14 protein-coding genes are annotated in these 13,236 nt (G+C 63.5%); 6 read left to right on the forward strand and 8 right to left on the reverse strand.

Annotation, left to right across the window (positions count from 1 at the left end; translation table 11 throughout):
- Positions 1 to 10 precede the first annotated feature (10 nt).
- On the reverse strand, positions 11 to 220 hold the full coding sequence (locus BM267_RS07100) for a DUF2909 domain-containing protein (RefSeq protein WP_036991520.1): 210 nt from the start codon (positions 218 to 220) through the stop codon (positions 11 to 13).
- A gap of 61 nt (positions 221 to 281) precedes the next feature.
- Between BM267_RS07100 and BM267_RS07105 the strand changes: the two genes are divergently transcribed.
- The 5 genes from BM267_RS07105 (at position 282) to BM267_RS07125 (ending at position 4,296) form a co-directional block, all read left to right on the forward strand.
- The gene (locus BM267_RS07105) at positions 282 to 1,040 is read left to right on the forward strand and encodes an SURF1 family protein (RefSeq protein WP_074779094.1); all 759 of its coding nucleotides are present in this window, start codon (positions 282 to 284) and stop codon (positions 1,038 to 1,040) included.
- On the forward strand, positions 1,033 to 1,626 hold the full coding sequence (locus BM267_RS07110) for a hypothetical protein (RefSeq protein ID WP_235818251.1): 594 nt from the start codon (positions 1,033 to 1,035) through the stop codon (positions 1,624 to 1,626). Before BM267_RS07105 ends, BM267_RS07110 begins: the two co-directional genes overlap by 8 nt.
- A gap of 5 nt (positions 1,627 to 1,631) precedes the next feature.
- On the forward strand, positions 1,632 to 2,663 hold the full coding sequence (locus BM267_RS07115) for a COX15/CtaA family protein (RefSeq protein ID WP_051611243.1): 1,032 nt from the start codon (positions 1,632 to 1,634) through the stop codon (positions 2,661 to 2,663).
- Positions 2,664 to 2,767: 104 nt separating this feature from the next.
- Complete coding sequence (gene cyoE / locus BM267_RS07120) at positions 2,768 to 3,673, forward strand: heme o synthase (RefSeq protein ID WP_036991522.1); 906 nt, start codon at positions 2,768 to 2,770, stop codon at positions 3,671 to 3,673.
- The gene (locus tag BM267_RS07125) at positions 3,664 to 4,296 is read left to right on the forward strand and encodes an SCO family protein (RefSeq protein ID WP_235818250.1); all 633 of its coding nucleotides are present in this window, start codon (positions 3,664 to 3,666) and stop codon (positions 4,294 to 4,296) included. The genes cyoE and BM267_RS07125 overlap by 10 nt, the downstream gene beginning before the upstream one ends.
- A gap of 6 nt (positions 4,297 to 4,302) precedes the next feature.
- Here BM267_RS07125 and BM267_RS07130 read toward each other — a convergent pair whose 3' ends face one another.
- Complete coding sequence (locus tag BM267_RS07130; protein WP_074779089.1) at positions 4,303 to 5,076, reverse strand: SDR family NAD(P)-dependent oxidoreductase; 774 nt, start codon at positions 5,074 to 5,076, stop codon at positions 4,303 to 4,305.
- Positions 5,077 to 5,301: 225 nt separating this feature from the next.
- Here BM267_RS07130 and BM267_RS07135 point away from each other — a divergent pair, with 225 nt between their 5' ends.
- Complete coding sequence (locus BM267_RS07135) at positions 5,302 to 7,056, forward strand: SulP family inorganic anion transporter (protein WP_074779087.1); 1,755 nt, start codon at positions 5,302 to 5,304, stop codon at positions 7,054 to 7,056.
- Here BM267_RS07135 and BM267_RS07140 read toward each other — a convergent pair.
- From BM267_RS07140 to BM267_RS07165, 6 genes are all read right to left on the reverse strand, one after another.
- Positions 7,047 to 7,694, reverse strand: coding sequence for a cytochrome b/b6 domain-containing protein (locus BM267_RS07140; RefSeq protein ID WP_074779085.1), 648 nt, complete (start codon positions 7,692 to 7,694; stop codon positions 7,047 to 7,049). The two genes, BM267_RS07135 and BM267_RS07140, sit on opposite strands and share 10 nt — an antisense overlap.
- 93 nt (positions 7,695 to 7,787) lie before the next feature.
- A complete protein-coding gene (locus BM267_RS07145; protein WP_036991526.1) occupies positions 7,788 to 8,831 on the reverse strand; it encodes an AbrB family transcriptional regulator in 1,044 nt (347 codons plus the stop codon).
- The gene (locus BM267_RS07150) at positions 8,824 to 10,338 is read right to left on the reverse strand and encodes a tripartite tricarboxylate transporter permease (protein WP_074779083.1); all 1,515 of its coding nucleotides are present in this window, start codon (positions 10,336 to 10,338) and stop codon (positions 8,824 to 8,826) included. The genes BM267_RS07145 and BM267_RS07150 overlap by 8 nt, the downstream gene beginning before the upstream one ends.
- 1 nt (position 10,339) lies before the next feature.
- Positions 10,340 to 10,795: a tripartite tricarboxylate transporter TctB family protein gene (locus tag BM267_RS07155; protein WP_036991528.1), complete on the reverse strand. Its 456-nt coding sequence runs from the start codon at positions 10,793 to 10,795 to the stop codon at positions 10,340 to 10,342.
- 68 nt (positions 10,796 to 10,863) lie between these two features.
- Entirely contained in the window at positions 10,864 to 11,844 is a 981-nt protein-coding gene (locus BM267_RS07160) for a Bug family tripartite tricarboxylate transporter substrate binding protein (protein WP_036991531.1), read from the reverse strand.
- Positions 11,845 to 11,892: 48 nt separating this feature from the next.
- Entirely contained in the window at positions 11,893 to 13,149 is a 1,257-nt protein-coding gene (locus BM267_RS07165) for an OprD family porin (RefSeq protein WP_407920270.1), read from the reverse strand.
- Positions 13,150 to 13,236: the final 87 nt, after the last annotated feature.

Genomic DNA, 13,236 nt, shown 5'->3' on the forward strand with positions numbered 1-13,236 from the left:
CGTGCCGTGGTCAGTGCAGCCACGGCGCGCCCCACTGCAACTGCCCTGACCAGAGCCCCCAGGCAATCAGCAACATCACCACCACCGTCAGGCTGATACGCACGGTCAGGGCACTGAGCAGACGATCACCGGAGTCGGCGTCGCGGAGAAACAGCGCCCCACTGAACAGACTGATGACAATGGCGGCCAGCAACAGCACGATAATGATCTTCAACCACATAAGCGATGGTCCATGTTCAAGAAAGTGTTCCGCAGTATAGACCGCGCAAGGACGCCGGCCCATGTCCCACAGCCAGATTGACGCGATGCCGCGCCAGCATCGTTTTGCGCCCGGCTGGCCGCTATGGGTGTTCACCCTGGCGCTGCTGCCGGTACTCATCGGACTTGGCTTCTGGCAATTGGAGCGGGCCGAAGAGAAACGCGAACTGCAAGCGCAGATTGATCAACAACGCAGCCTGCCCGCCACGCCCCTTGCCGAACTCGACGCGACAACCATCGCCGCCTGGCGCCCCTTGCTGCTGACCGGCGCCCTGGACACCCGCTACATCTGGTTGCTCGACAACCGCACCCGTGATGGCCGGCCGGGCGTCGAGGTACTGCAAGTATTCCATGACCACGCCAGCGATCGACGGCTGCTGGTCAACCGTGGCTGGCTGCCCTGGCCAGACCGCCGACAGTTGCCCGCCGTACCCACACCACAAGGCAATCTGCAATTGCAGGTCGAAGCGCTGCCCGCGCCAGAGCAGGGCTTCACGCTGCACAGTGCACCCACGGCCGGCTGGCCGAAAGTGGTCGGGCGCATTGACCTGCCCGCCTTCGCCGCGCATACCGGCGCGCCGCTGCTACCGTGGATGGCCCGGCTGCGGGCCGGCAGCCAGGGCGGCTTCCAGTTGAACTGGCCGGGGCTGCCGATGACTGCCAGCAAACATACCGGATATGCGGTCCAGTGGTTCGCCCTGGCCGCCGCTCTGCTGATACTGTTTATCTGGGCCGGCCTGCGGCCCGACTCCCGGGGGAACGACAATGATGAGCATGACTGAACAGACACCCGATACCCGCCGACCACGCGGCCAGCTGAAGCTGCTGGCCATTATCGCAGTGGTGCTGGGCCCAATCCTGGCCGCCTGGCTGATGGCAACTACCGGGGTAGGCATTCCGCATACCCAGACCAACCACTCCGCGCTGGTCGAACCGCAGCTGACCGTGCAGGACTGGCAACTGGAGCTGGAGCAGGTGGGCTATGGTGCGCCCTGGCGCCTGTTGGTCACCGCACCGGGCGAATGCACCGAGGCTTGTCTGGCGCTCGTTCATGAAGCACGGCAGATCAACGTCGCTACTGGCCGGGAAGCCGATCGGGTGGAGCATGTACTGGCGCTCGGCCAAGCGGCCTCTGCCGAGTTGAATGCTCAGTTGGCGAGGGACTATCCCCAGCTGCAGCAGATCCCGCTCTCGCCGGCAGCCTACCGGGATAGTCTCAGCGCCCACCCGGAGGCCTGGCAGCAGGGTCCGCAGCTGTGGGTTGTCGACCCCCTGGGCCGCGTGGTGCTGCACCGCGATCCGGCCAATCCCGGCAAGGCCCTGCTGGAGGATCTGCGGCATCTGTTGAAAGTGTCGAAGGTGGGCTGATGAGCATGCGTAAACCCGGCTTTATCTTCACTATCGCGGCCCTGCTGCTGGGCTTTGTGGTGGTCATTCTCGGTGCTTATACCCGGCTGGTGCATGCCGGCCTGGGTTGCCCTGACTGGCCCGGCTGCTATGGTTTTCTCAGTGTGCCGCGCAGCGATGCGGCGCTGGAATTGGCGCAGCTGCGTTTTCCGGATGATCCGGTGGAGGCCTTCAAGGCCTGGGCTGAAATGATCCATCGCTATGCCGCCGGCCTGTTGGGGCTGGCTATTCTCGGGCTGGCGCTGTTTGCCCTGAAACAACGTGGTCGCGACGGCTACCCGCTGAAACTGCCGCTGGGGCTACTGGCGCTGGTGATCTGCCAGGCTCTGTTCGGTATGTGGACGGTCACCCTGAAGCTATGGCCGCAAGTGGTGACGGCCCATCTGCTGGGTGGTTTCGCCACCCTCAGCCTGCTGTTCCTGCTTGCCCTGCGGCTGTCCGGGCGCTTCCCCGCCGATGTCGGCCTGACCGCTCTGCGCCCGCTGGCCCGTGCCGTGCTGGTGGTGGTGATCCTGCAGATCACCCTCGGTGGCTGGACCAGCAGCAACTATGCGGCGGTCGCCTGCATCGATCTGCCAACCTGCCATGGGGAATGGTGGCCGGAGATGGATTTTGCCGCCGGCTTCAATATCTTCCAGGAAATCGGCCCCAATTATCTGGGCGGCATGCTCTACGGCGAAGGTCGCACCGCCATCCATTTCACCCATCGAGTAGGCGCCGTGATCACCTTGCTGGTTACCCTGCTGCTGGCCTGGCGGCTGTACCGCGCCGGCCTGACCGGCACCGCAGCCTGGTTGACCCTGGTGCTGCTGACCCAGATCAGCCTCGGCATCACCAATATCCTCGCACACCTGCCACTGGCGGTGGCTGTGGCGCATAACGCAGTCGGTGCGGTACTGCTATTGAGCCTGGTGCTGGTGAACTATCAGCTACGCCCGGTAGTGATACGGGTGAACAGAAAGGGCACCGGCGCTGTCGGACATTGGACACCGGCCTGAGATCGGTAGCGAGGTAATCGACCTGCCGGCTGGCCAGCCGGCAGGTCATGACACATACTGGGTCAAAGCAATAACAATAAGCGCCCAAGGCGCGGGGGAATACCATGACGACCATGACCAGAACCGCACGAGCCGTTGCCGGCTGGCGCGACTACCTGGAGCTGACCAAGCCCAAGGTAGTCGCGCTGATGATCATCACCTCGGCCATTGGCATGCTGCTATCCACACCGGGGGCGGTGGCCTGGCAGGTACTGCTGCTGGGTAATCTGGGCATTGCCCTGTGCGCCGGCTCGGCGGCGGCCATCAATCATGTCGTGGATCGGCGCATCGATCTGCATATGGCCCGCACCCAACGGCGGCCACTGGCCCAGGGGCGCGTGAGCCCGCTCCACGCCCTGCTGTTCGCGCTGGCGCTGGGTGTGGCCGGCATGGCCATTCTGCTGCTCTGGATTAATGCCTTGACCGCCTGGCTGACCCTCGGCTCGCTGCTCGGCTACGCAGTGATCTACACCTCCTTCCTGAAGCGGGCGACACCGCAGAATATCGTCATCGGCGGGTTGGCCGGAGCGGCTCCGCCGCTGCTGGGCTGGACCGCTGTGACCGGCCAGATCAGCGCCGAGGCACTGCTGCTGGTACTGATCATCTTCGCCTGGACGCCGCCGCATTTCTGGGCGCTGGCGATTCACCGCAAGGCCGAATACGCCAAAGTGGATATTCCCATGCTGCCGGTCACCCACGGCGAGCAATACACCAAGCTGCATATCCTGCTGTATACCTTCATGCTGTTTGCCGTCAGCCTGCTGCCCTATGTGATTCACATGAGCGGCCCGCTGTACCTGCTTGTCGCCGTAGGGCTGGGCCTGCGCTTCATCGACTGGGCCTGGGCGCTGTACCGTGACAGTCGCGCCCATGCCGCGATCAAGACCTTCAAATTTTCATTGTGGTACCTGCTGTGGCTATTCGTTGCCCTGCTGGTGGACCATTACGCAGGAGTAGCCGGATGGCTCTGAGTGGAGTGCAGAAGACCGTACTGATCACGGTGGCGGCAATCGCCCTGGTCATCGGCGCGGTGGTCAACAAGGTAGTACGCCCGGCACCGCTGGACCGCGAGCAGCTATCGCAAAGTGGCGTCTTCCTGTTCGACAGTCCACGCCCGCTGCCCGAGGTGAACCTGCAATCGGCCGATGGCGGCGAGTGGACCCCGGCGGCGCTGCAAGGGCAATGGGATCTGTTGTTCTTCGGCTACACCTTCTGCCCCGACATCTGCCCCACCATCATGGCGGAGCTGCGGCAATTGACTGCCAGCCTGCCACCGGAGCAGGCGGACAACCTGCGCGTCACCATGGTCAGCGTCGATCCGCAGCGCGATACGCCGGAACAGATGCGCCAGTATCTGGATTTCTTCAAGGCCGGCTTCCATGGCGCCACTGGTGAGCCGGAGCAGTTGGCCAGGCTGGCCCAGGCGTTGTCCATCGCCTACATCGAGCCTGATACCAGCAAGCCCGATTATCTGGTCGACCACAGCGGCCAGGTGGTCATGGTCGATCCCGAGGGCCGCTACGTCGGGTTTCTACGTCCCCCGCTGAATCCGCAGCAACTGAGCCAATCGCTGCCACGGATCATGAATCAATAGCTCCGGTCAGAGGCTATTGCTCAGATGGCCGCCATCGACGTTGATGGTGGTCCCGGTGATGAAGGAGCCGGCATCGCTGGCCAGCAGCAACAGCGGGCCATCCAGCTCATCGAGCTGGCCCAGACGCCGCATCGGTACCTTGCTGCGAATATAGTCCTGCCCCTGATCCGTCGCGAAATAATCACTGTTCATCTCGGTACGGAAATAACCCGGCGCGATAGCGTTGACCCGGATGTCGTTGCGCGCCAGCTCCAGCGCCATGGCCTTGGTCAACTGCACGATGCCCGCCTTGGCCACCGCGTAATGGCTCAGCGCGGTGCCGACCCGCAGGCCGAGAATGGAGGCGATATTGATCACGCATCCGCCGCGCTGCGCCTTGGCCATGGCCAGGCTGGCGCGGTGGGCGACGCGCCAGGCGCCATCCAGATTGGTGTCCATCATGCTGCGCCAGTTACCCTCGGTCATGTTGAGGAACATCACCGGATCGGCGATGCCGGCGTTATTGACGACCACGTCCACCAGTTGCCAATGTTGCTCGGCCTGCTCGAAACCGCGATTGACGCTATCCGCATCGGTCACATCCATGGGCACCGCCAGCGCCTCGTGCCCCTGCGCCTGCAGCTCGGCCACCAGCGCCTGCAAACGCTCGATGCGTCGTGCAGTGACCACCACCCGGGCACCTGCACCGGCCAGCACCCGCGCAAAATGCGCGCCCAGGCCACCCGAGGCGCCGGTTATCAGGGCCGTCTTGCCCGTCAGATCAAAGCGTTGCTGGTTCATGCCATTCTCCCCTGTTGGTTTTTATCACTGGAGTATCGAGTATCCGCCGGCGCGCCTCCAGCCCTCGGCCATGACTGAATAACGGATGATCAATATACCTGTTGCCACTGCGGCGGGCTGATCCCTACCGGTGCAGCGCCCGACCGCTGGCGCTACACTGTACGTCACAGTTGGCGTAACGGCGCTGATCCAGACGAGCGGGAGAAGTGGGCAGGTGATTGATTGATGCGTGACAATCCGCGATTGCAGCCGCCTGGCGGCGAGGAGCTGTTGGCGTGGCTGCGCCATTATCGCTTGCCCTGGCTCAGCGGCGATCTGGTTGCCGGCCTGGTCACGGCGATCATGATCATTCCCCAGAGCATGGCCTATGCCATGCTCGCCGGCCTGCCGGTGCAGATCGGGCTGTATGCCAGCCTGCTGCCGCTGCTTGGCTACGCCCTGTTCGGCACCAGCATGAGCATGTCGGTCGGGCCAGTCGCGGTGACCGCGCTGATGACCGCCGCCCTGCTGGCACCGCTGGCCACGGTCGGCAGCGAGCAGTATTACCAGTTGGCTATCTGGCTGGCGCTGATGTCCGGTGTGCTGCTGTTCGTGCTGGGTTTGTTGCGCATGGGGTTTCTTGCCAACTTTCTCAGTCATCCGGTGATCAGCGGTTTCATCAGCGGCGCCTCCATTCTCATCGTGCTCAGTCAGTTGCCCCACCTGCTCGGCTTGAGTGAGTGGCCAAGCTCGCCGGCGCAGCTGCTGACCGCCTGGCAGCCGGTCAATACGCTGGTGCTGACTATGGGGCTGCTGGCCCTGGCCTGGCTGCTCTATGCCCGTAGCCGACTGGCTGGCCATCTCCAGCGGCTGGGCATCAGCGCAGGAGCTGCCCGGTTGCTGGCGCGGCTGGCGCCGATTCTGGTGGTGCTGATCGGACTACTGGTCACCATCGCCTGGGATCTGGGTGCCCGTGGCGTGCCGGTGGTGGGCAGTCTGCCGGCCGGACTGCCAGCACTGGTCTGGTCCACACCGGATGTTGTCACCCTGCAGGCGCTGCTGTTGCCCGCCGCGCTGATCAGTCTGGTCAGCTTCGTCGAGAGTGTCTCCATTGCCCAATCCCTGGCGCGGCGCAAACGCCAGAGCATCAATCCCGACCGCGAGCTACTCGCACTGGGCGCGGCCAACGCAGGCTCGGCACTGACCGGCGGCTTCGCCGTGTGTGGCGGTTTCTCCCGCTCGGGCGTGAACGTCGAGGCCGGCGCCAATACCCCGCTGGCCGGCGTGATATCGGCGGTGGTGATCGGTCTGATTCTACTGACCATCGCTCCGCTGTTCGCCTGGCTGCCGCTGGTCATGCTGGCGGTAGTGATTCTGGTCGCGGTAGCACCGCTGATCGATCTGGCCAGCCTGCAACGCGCCTGGCGTTATGACCGGCGCGAGGGCCTGACGCTGATCTGCACCGCCGCCGGGGTTGTACTGCTTGGAATCGAAGGCGGCATCGTGTTGGGCGTCGGGCTCTCCGTCGTCACTCAGCTGTGGCGCGGCAGCCGCCCCCATGTGGCGGTCGTGGGCCGAGTGCCCGGCACCCACTATTTCCGCAACACCCAGCGCCACCTGGTGGAAACCGAGCCGCAGCTGCTGGCCATGCGCATCGATGAAAATATCTTCTTCGCCAACACCAAGGCCATCGAGCGGGCCATCCTGCGGGCGTTGCGCGACTATCCCGACACCCGCGAGCTGCTGCTGATCCTCTCGGCGGTCAACCATATCGACAGCACCGGCCTGGACATGCTGTGCGAGCTGAGCCTGGGGTTACGCGAGCGGGATATCCAGGTTCATCTGGCGGAGGTGAAGGGGCCGGTAATGGACCAGTTGGAGCAGACCGACTGGATTCAGGAGCAGGTCAGCGAGATATTCCCCAGCACCCACATCGCCTTCAATACCCTGAGCGGGCTAAAGCGGCCCACCGATGAGGCGGCCGCTTCAGCTCAGGGCTGAAGCCAGCCGCCATTGGCCAGCCAGACCGCGGCCAGGGCGACTATCAGCGCCACAGTGAAGGCACCCGCTCCGCCACCGCGCGGCTCGGTCGCCTCGGTGGTCTCCACCTTGCCATGCAGCATCGGCCCCAGCAGCTGCCGGCCGCGCAGGCGGTAGGCGATGATCGCCAGCAGATGCAGCCCGATCAGTAGATACAGCCACAGCTCGGTCTGCCGGTGCCAACGGCTCAGGGTATTGACCGCGTTGTAGGAGACGGCCTGACTGAGCGGGCCACTGAAGGCGATCTCATCGCTGGCAAACAGGCCGCTGAACGCCTGAAAGGTAAACAGCCCGAGCAGGGCATAGACCGACAGCGCCCCCAACGGATTGTGGCCCACGCCCCGCCACTGACCTCGGCAGTAGCGAGCGATCGCTGCCGGTGACGGGAAGAAGCTGGCGAACCGCGAATGGGTCGAGCCCAGCACGCCCCAGGCCAGCCGGAAGACGATCAACCCGACCACCGCCAGACCGAAGCGGCCATGCCATTCCATCCAGCTATCGCCGAGATTGATGGTAACCAGCGCACCGGTCACCGCCAGTACCAACAACCAATGAAACAGCCGCAGGGGCAAATCCCAGACAGTAATCCGCACGGACATGACGCTCCTGATGGAAACAAGGCGGTAAGGCTAAACGCTGGGCGCAAGGCCGGGCAAGGGGCTCGAAGGTCGCAGTTACAAAGGTGTGGCCCATCATTGCGAGGCATCAAGCTCCGGCGCTCGGCGCTGCCATAGGCGAAACACCGGCTCGGCAAAGAACATCACCAGCAACAGCCGCGCCACCTGCAGCGCAGTTACCAGCGCCACCGACAGATGCAGCGCCTCGGCAGTGAGGCTGAGCTCGGTAATCCCACCCGGCATCAGCCCCAGGGTCAACCCGGCAACCTCCATCTCGGTAAAACGCCCGAGCAGCCAGGCGCCAGCGGCCGCAGCCAGCATGGCTGTCACGGCAAACAGCAGCACACGCAGCAGGAACGCCGGCGCGCTGCGGAAGAACTTTCGATCGAAATGGCAACCCAGCGCACTGCCGATCAGCCATTGGCCGATGGCACTGCCTGCTGCCGGCAGGGCGATGTTGAGATCGAATATCGCGCTGGCGGCGGCGCAACACAGCAGCGGGCCGAGCATCCACGGATTGGGTTGACCCAGCCGCCGCCAGATCAGGGCGGCCAGCAGCCCCAGGGGCATCAGGATCAACAGCCAACCCCAGTCGGGCTGAACCAGGGTCGGCGGCGCATTGGCCGGCAGCGTCCAGATGAAGATCGCCGGAATGGTCAGCACCACCAGCAGCAGGCGCAGGCTGTGCGCGGCGGCCACCCGCGCCGGATCGGCGCCGTGACGCAGGGCAAAGACCACCATCTCGCTGGCGCCGCCGGGCATGCTGGAGAAGAAGGCTGTGGCCCGGTCCACGCCGTTGCGGCGCAGTATCGCAATACCCAGCACGCTGAGCAGGCAAGTACCCAGCGAGCCGAGCAGGATCAGCCACAGATGACCCAGCACCTGCTCAAGCACCGGCGCCGTGAAATGCAGACCGATGGCGCTGGCGACCAGCCACTGCCCCACCCGCCGACCGCCGGGCAGCTCGGTGATCAGCCAGCCGCTGCAGCGCACCAGAATCACCGCCAGCAGGGAACCGGTCATCCACGGCAGTGGCAGGTGGATCAAACTGGCGAGCCAGCCGCCAAGCAGCCCCGCGAACGGGGCTGCCAGGTGTTTCAGTGGGTAGCGGTCAGACATCCGGCTGCAGCGCTGGGGCCCGTCTTTTTGCGCGCCAGGCACGCCAGAACGGCAGCAGGGCGATAAGCACGACCAGCGCCCAGAGCGCCTGGCTGATCGGGCTGCTCCACAGCACGCTCAGATCACCGTTGGAAATCGACAGCGCCCGGCGCAGATTGCTTTCCATCAGCCCGCCGAGAATGAAGCCCAGCAGTACCCCGGAGAGCGGGAAGTCCAGCTTGCGCAGGATATAACCGAACACACCGATGCCGATCATCAGGAACAGATCGAAGGTGGTGGCATGCACCGCGTAAACGCCGATCGAGGTGATGATGGCAATGGCCGGGACCAGGGTCCAGTTCGGTACGGACAGAATGCGGGTAAATATCTTGATCATCGGTACGTTCATCACGATCAGGATGATGTTGGCGATGAACAGCGACGCAATCAGACCCCAGACCAGATCCGGCTGGTTCTGGAACAGCAGCGGGCCGGGGGTGATGTTGTACAGCGTCAGCGCACCCATCATCACCGCGGTGGTACCGGAGCCGGGAATACCCAATGTCAGCATCGGTACCATGGAGCCGCACGCCGAGGCACTGTTGGCAGTTTCCGGCGCCGCCAGGCCGCGCAGATCACCGTTGCCGAAGCGACCTTCCTTGCCGGCCAGACGTTTCTCGGTCATATAGGACATCGCGCTGGCCAGGGTCGCCCCCGCCCCGGGCAGAATGCCGAAAACGAAGCCCATGACGCCGCTGCGGATGTTGGTGGCGAATACCGAGGCGCCTTCCTTCACATTGAACAGCATGCGGCCGCTGGCCTTGAGTGCCGTCTGGCCATGCTCGGTGCGTTCCAGCAGGGTGAGGATCTCACTGATGCTGAACAGGCCCAGCACCAGCACCACGAACTGGATGCCGTCAGACAATCCCAGCGCACCGAAGGTGAAACGGTAGACGCCACTGTTGGCGTCGATGCCCACGCAGGACAACAGCAGGCCAATCAGTACCGCGACCCCGGTCTTCACCGGTTTGTCACCGGCCATGCCAGCCAGACAGACCACTGCGAAGATCATCAGCATGAAGTATTCGGCTGGCCCGAAGGAAACCGCCCAGCTCGCCAGCAAGGGGGCAAAGATCACCACGCCGATGGTGGCGATGAAGCCACCGATAAACGAACTCCAGGCGGAAATCGACAGGGCGATACCCGCCTTGCCCTGCCGCGCCAGCGGATAACCATCCAAGGTGGTCATGACCGCCGAGGCTTCGCCGGGGATGTTCAGCAGAATCGAGGAAATCCGTCCGCCATACTCACAACCCAGGTAGACCGCTGCGAGCAGAATCAGCGCCGTATCCGGCGGCAGGCCGAGGGCGAAAGCGACCGGAATCAACAGCGCCACGCCATTGATCGGCCCCAGGCCCGGCAGCAGCCCGACGATGGTGCCAATGGTGGTACCGGCCAGGGCGGTGATCAGGTTATTCGGGCTGAGGGCAACACCAAAGCCCTGGCCGAGATATTGCAACGTATCCATATCAGTTCTCCAGGGCAGCCAGCACACCCAGCGGCAGCGGCACATCCAGAATGCGATCGAAAAGGAAGTACAGGCCCAGCCCCAATACCAGTGCGACGGCGATGCTCGGCAGGTTGCGCCCACCGAACAGCCGGCTCATGCCATAGGCGAAGGCGACGCTGGTCAGGACAAAACCCAGACGCTCGAACAGGGCGGCCAGCGCCAGCAGCAACGCCAGGCACAGCAGCAGCTTCGGCACCATGACCGGCGACAGCGGCGCCTCTTCGTTGCTGCCACTTTCCAGGGCCGGCTTGATGACCAGCACCAGTGCGCCGGCGGCCAGCAGGCCCAGCAGCAACAGCGGGTAGGCGCGGGGACCAACCGGCTCGTAGGAGAAGGGGGCTTCCAGCCCCCAGGCCATCCAGCCGAGGACAGCACAGACCGCCAGCAGAAAGCCGGCAAACAGGCGTTGATACATGACAGGAGTCCTCAAGAAGCGGGCGGACAGGACGTCCGCCCGTACTAGCCAATCAGCGGATCAGCGGATCAGCGGATCAGTCCGAATTCAGCAGCCAGCTCCTTGTAACTGGCCACCTCTTTTTTCACATAGGCGTCCAGCTCATCGCCACTCAAGGCGAAGGGGAACAGCTCGCGACTCTCGCGCAGCTTGGCGAAGTCCTCCGAAGCCATCATCTGGTCGAAGGTATTCTTCCACCAGGCGAACTCTTCATCGCTCACTTCCGGTCCCATGTAGAAACCGCGTACCACCGGCCAGCTGACGTCATAACCCTGCTCCTTGGCCGTAGGGATCTGCTCGGTGATCGCACCGGGCAGACGCTCATCGGCCATGATCGCCAGAATGCGCAGATCACCACTTTCGATATGCGGCATGGAGTCGGAGATATCGGTGCTGGCAACGTGGATATGACCACCCAGCAGCGAGGTGGCCAGTTCACCACCGCCTTCCATCGCCACGTAGCGCAGTTTGCGCGGATCAACACCCGCAGCGCGGGCAATCAAGGCGGTCTGCATCCAGTCCTGGCTGCCAACCGTGCCACCGGAGCCGATCACCACTTTGCTCGGGTCGGTATTGAGCGCCTTGACCAGATCATCCAGGGTCTGGAATTCCGAGTCGGCGCGCACCGCAATGGCGCCATAGCTGGTGCCGAAGGCAGCCAGCCATTTCACCGCGGTTTCGTCATAACGGCCGAACTTGCCCTGGGCCAGGTTCAGCAGCGAGCCGCTGGAGAAGGCGGTAATGGTACCGCCCTCGTCCGCCCGTTGAGCGACCACAGCGTTGTAGGCCACCGCACCGATACCGCCGGGCATGTAGGTCACGCGCATGGGCTTGCTGATGTATTTACCTTCCAGCAGGCCGCTCTGGGCCAACTTGCAGGTCAGGTCGAAACCGCCACCCGGGGAGGCCGGGGCGATGCATTCGGGGCGTCTTGGTTCATCGGCCAGAGTCGGCGCCGCCAGACCCAGGCAGGCCATGGCGAGCAGTACTGTGCGCAGAGAAGCTTTCATGTCGCAATTCCTCTTCAGAGGTTATAAGTGTTGTAATCAGGCAGTTTTCTAGCGGATCGGCAGGGTGTAGCTGACGATCAAACGGTTTTCATCCAGATCACGCGCATAACTCGAGCGGTAGGTCGCATTGCGCCAGCGCAGGCCGACGTTCTTCAGCGCACCGCGCTGGACGATGTACTGCAGCTCGATATTGCGCTCCCAGTCCTTGCCATGACCACCGGCGGCCAGTTCAGCCTTGTCGCCGCTGGTATAGCGGGTCATGAAGGTCAGTCCCGGAATATCCAAACTGGCGAAGTCGTAGTCGTAACGTACCTGCCAGGAGCGTTGCCCCGCTTCGGCAAAATCGTTGACCTGCACGAAGTTGACCAGATTCGGGTTGCTGCCGTTGATATACGGGAAAGCATTGTCGCCACGCATTTTCTGCAACGACAGCGCCAATCCGTGACCGGCCTGGCGGTAACCCAGCACGCCCTGCCAGGCCTGGTTGTCAATCGACCCGGCGCGCGCGGCGCCCTGGTCATCGGACAGCGCCACGCGCAGCTCGGCGCGCAGATTGCCCGCACCCAGAGCGCCGCGGTGGCTCAGGCTCATGACCTGTTGGCGGTAGATATCATCCAGTTGTGCCAGGTGATAACTGCCCGCCAGACCAGGCGTGAACTGATAATCCACCCCGGCCCAATCAAAGTGATCAGCAGTAACGCCGACAAAACGGCCGTTCTTGCTGTTGAGTACGATATCTTCGGCATCCGAGGAGTCGCGCAGTTTGGTCTTGGTCAGTCGACCCAGGGACATGGACAGGTCGTCGAATTCACCGATCTCCAGTATGCCGCCCTCGAAGGTCTGCGGCAGGATGCGACTGTTGTTCGGCTTCAAGGTAGGCAGCGTCGGCATCAGCGTGCCCAGACGCAACTCCGATTGGGATACCCGCGCCTTGGCCGTCAGCCCGAGCTTGCTGTACTCATCGGCGGCGCGGCCATCATCATGGCGTGGCAGCAGGCCGGTGCGGGTGCGGTCCGGGCTGGAGTCCAGCTTGACGCCGAGCAGCCCCTGGGCATCCAGACCGAAGCCGATCCGGCCCCGGGTATAGCCCGACTGCAGGTTCAGCAGAAAGCCCTGCGCCCATTCCTCGCGCTTGGATTGGCCGGTACCTTCGCGGTAATCGCGGTTGTAGTAGATATTGCGCATTTCCAGGCTGGCTTTGCTGCCGTCCAGGAAGCCCTCATCTGCCGCCTGCGCCATGGGCAGGCTGACCAGCAGGGCCAGCGGGGCGGCACGCAGCAAACAGGTATTGATACTGACGGTCATCAGCTTCTCCATTATTTTTTTTGTAGAAGCGCTGTGCGCTCGTTTTAATCAGGGTGATATTCGACTAACGCCCAGAAGCCTAATGCC

Origin of the sequence: Halopseudomonas bauzanensis, from assembly GCF_900114735.1 — a bacterium.
Lineage (GTDB): Bacteria > Pseudomonadota > Gammaproteobacteria > Pseudomonadales > Pseudomonadaceae > Halopseudomonas > Halopseudomonas bauzanensis.

What these genes read in the sequence shown, in the direction of transcription:
- BM267_RS07100 (WP_036991520.1), bottom strand. Translation starts at nt 220, where the DNA reads ATGTGGTTGAAGATCATTATCGTGCTGTTGCTGGCCGCCATTGTCATC.
- BM267_RS07105 (WP_074779094.1), top strand. Translation starts at nt 282, where the DNA reads ATGTCCCACAGCCAGATTGACGCGATGCCGCGCCAGCATCGTTTTGCG.
- BM267_RS07110 (WP_235818251.1), top strand. Translation starts at nt 1,033, where the DNA reads ATGACTGAACAGACACCCGATACCCGCCGACCACGCGGCCAGCTGAAG.
- BM267_RS07115 (WP_051611243.1), top strand. Translation starts at nt 1,632, where the DNA reads ATGCGTAAACCCGGCTTTATCTTCACTATCGCGGCCCTGCTGCTGGGC.
- cyoE (WP_036991522.1), top strand. Translation starts at nt 2,768, where the DNA reads ATGACGACCATGACCAGAACCGCACGAGCCGTTGCCGGCTGGCGCGAC.
- BM267_RS07125 (WP_235818250.1), top strand. Translation starts at nt 3,664, where the DNA reads ATGGCTCTGAGTGGAGTGCAGAAGACCGTACTGATCACGGTGGCGGCA.
- BM267_RS07130 (WP_074779089.1), bottom strand. Translation starts at nt 5,076, where the DNA reads ATGAACCAGCAACGCTTTGATCTGACGGGCAAGACGGCCCTGATAACC.
- BM267_RS07135 (WP_074779087.1), top strand. Translation starts at nt 5,302, where the DNA reads ATGCGTGACAATCCGCGATTGCAGCCGCCTGGCGGCGAGGAGCTGTTG.
- BM267_RS07140 (WP_074779085.1), bottom strand. Translation starts at nt 7,694, where the DNA reads ATGTCCGTGCGGATTACTGTCTGGGATTTGCCCCTGCGGCTGTTTCAT.
- BM267_RS07145 (WP_036991526.1), bottom strand. Translation starts at nt 8,831, where the DNA reads ATGTCTGACCGCTACCCACTGAAACACCTGGCAGCCCCGTTCGCGGGG.
- BM267_RS07150 (WP_074779083.1), bottom strand. Translation starts at nt 10,338, where the DNA reads ATGGATACGTTGCAATATCTCGGCCAGGGCTTTGGTGTTGCCCTCAGC.
- BM267_RS07155 (WP_036991528.1), bottom strand. Translation starts at nt 10,795, where the DNA reads ATGTATCAACGCCTGTTTGCCGGCTTTCTGCTGGCGGTCTGTGCTGTC.
- BM267_RS07160 (WP_036991531.1), bottom strand. Translation starts at nt 11,844, where the DNA reads ATGAAAGCTTCTCTGCGCACAGTACTGCTCGCCATGGCCTGCCTGGGT.
- BM267_RS07165 (WP_407920270.1), bottom strand. Translation starts at nt 13,149, where the DNA reads ATGACCGTCAGTATCAATACCTGTTTGCTGCGTGCCGCCCCGCTGGCC.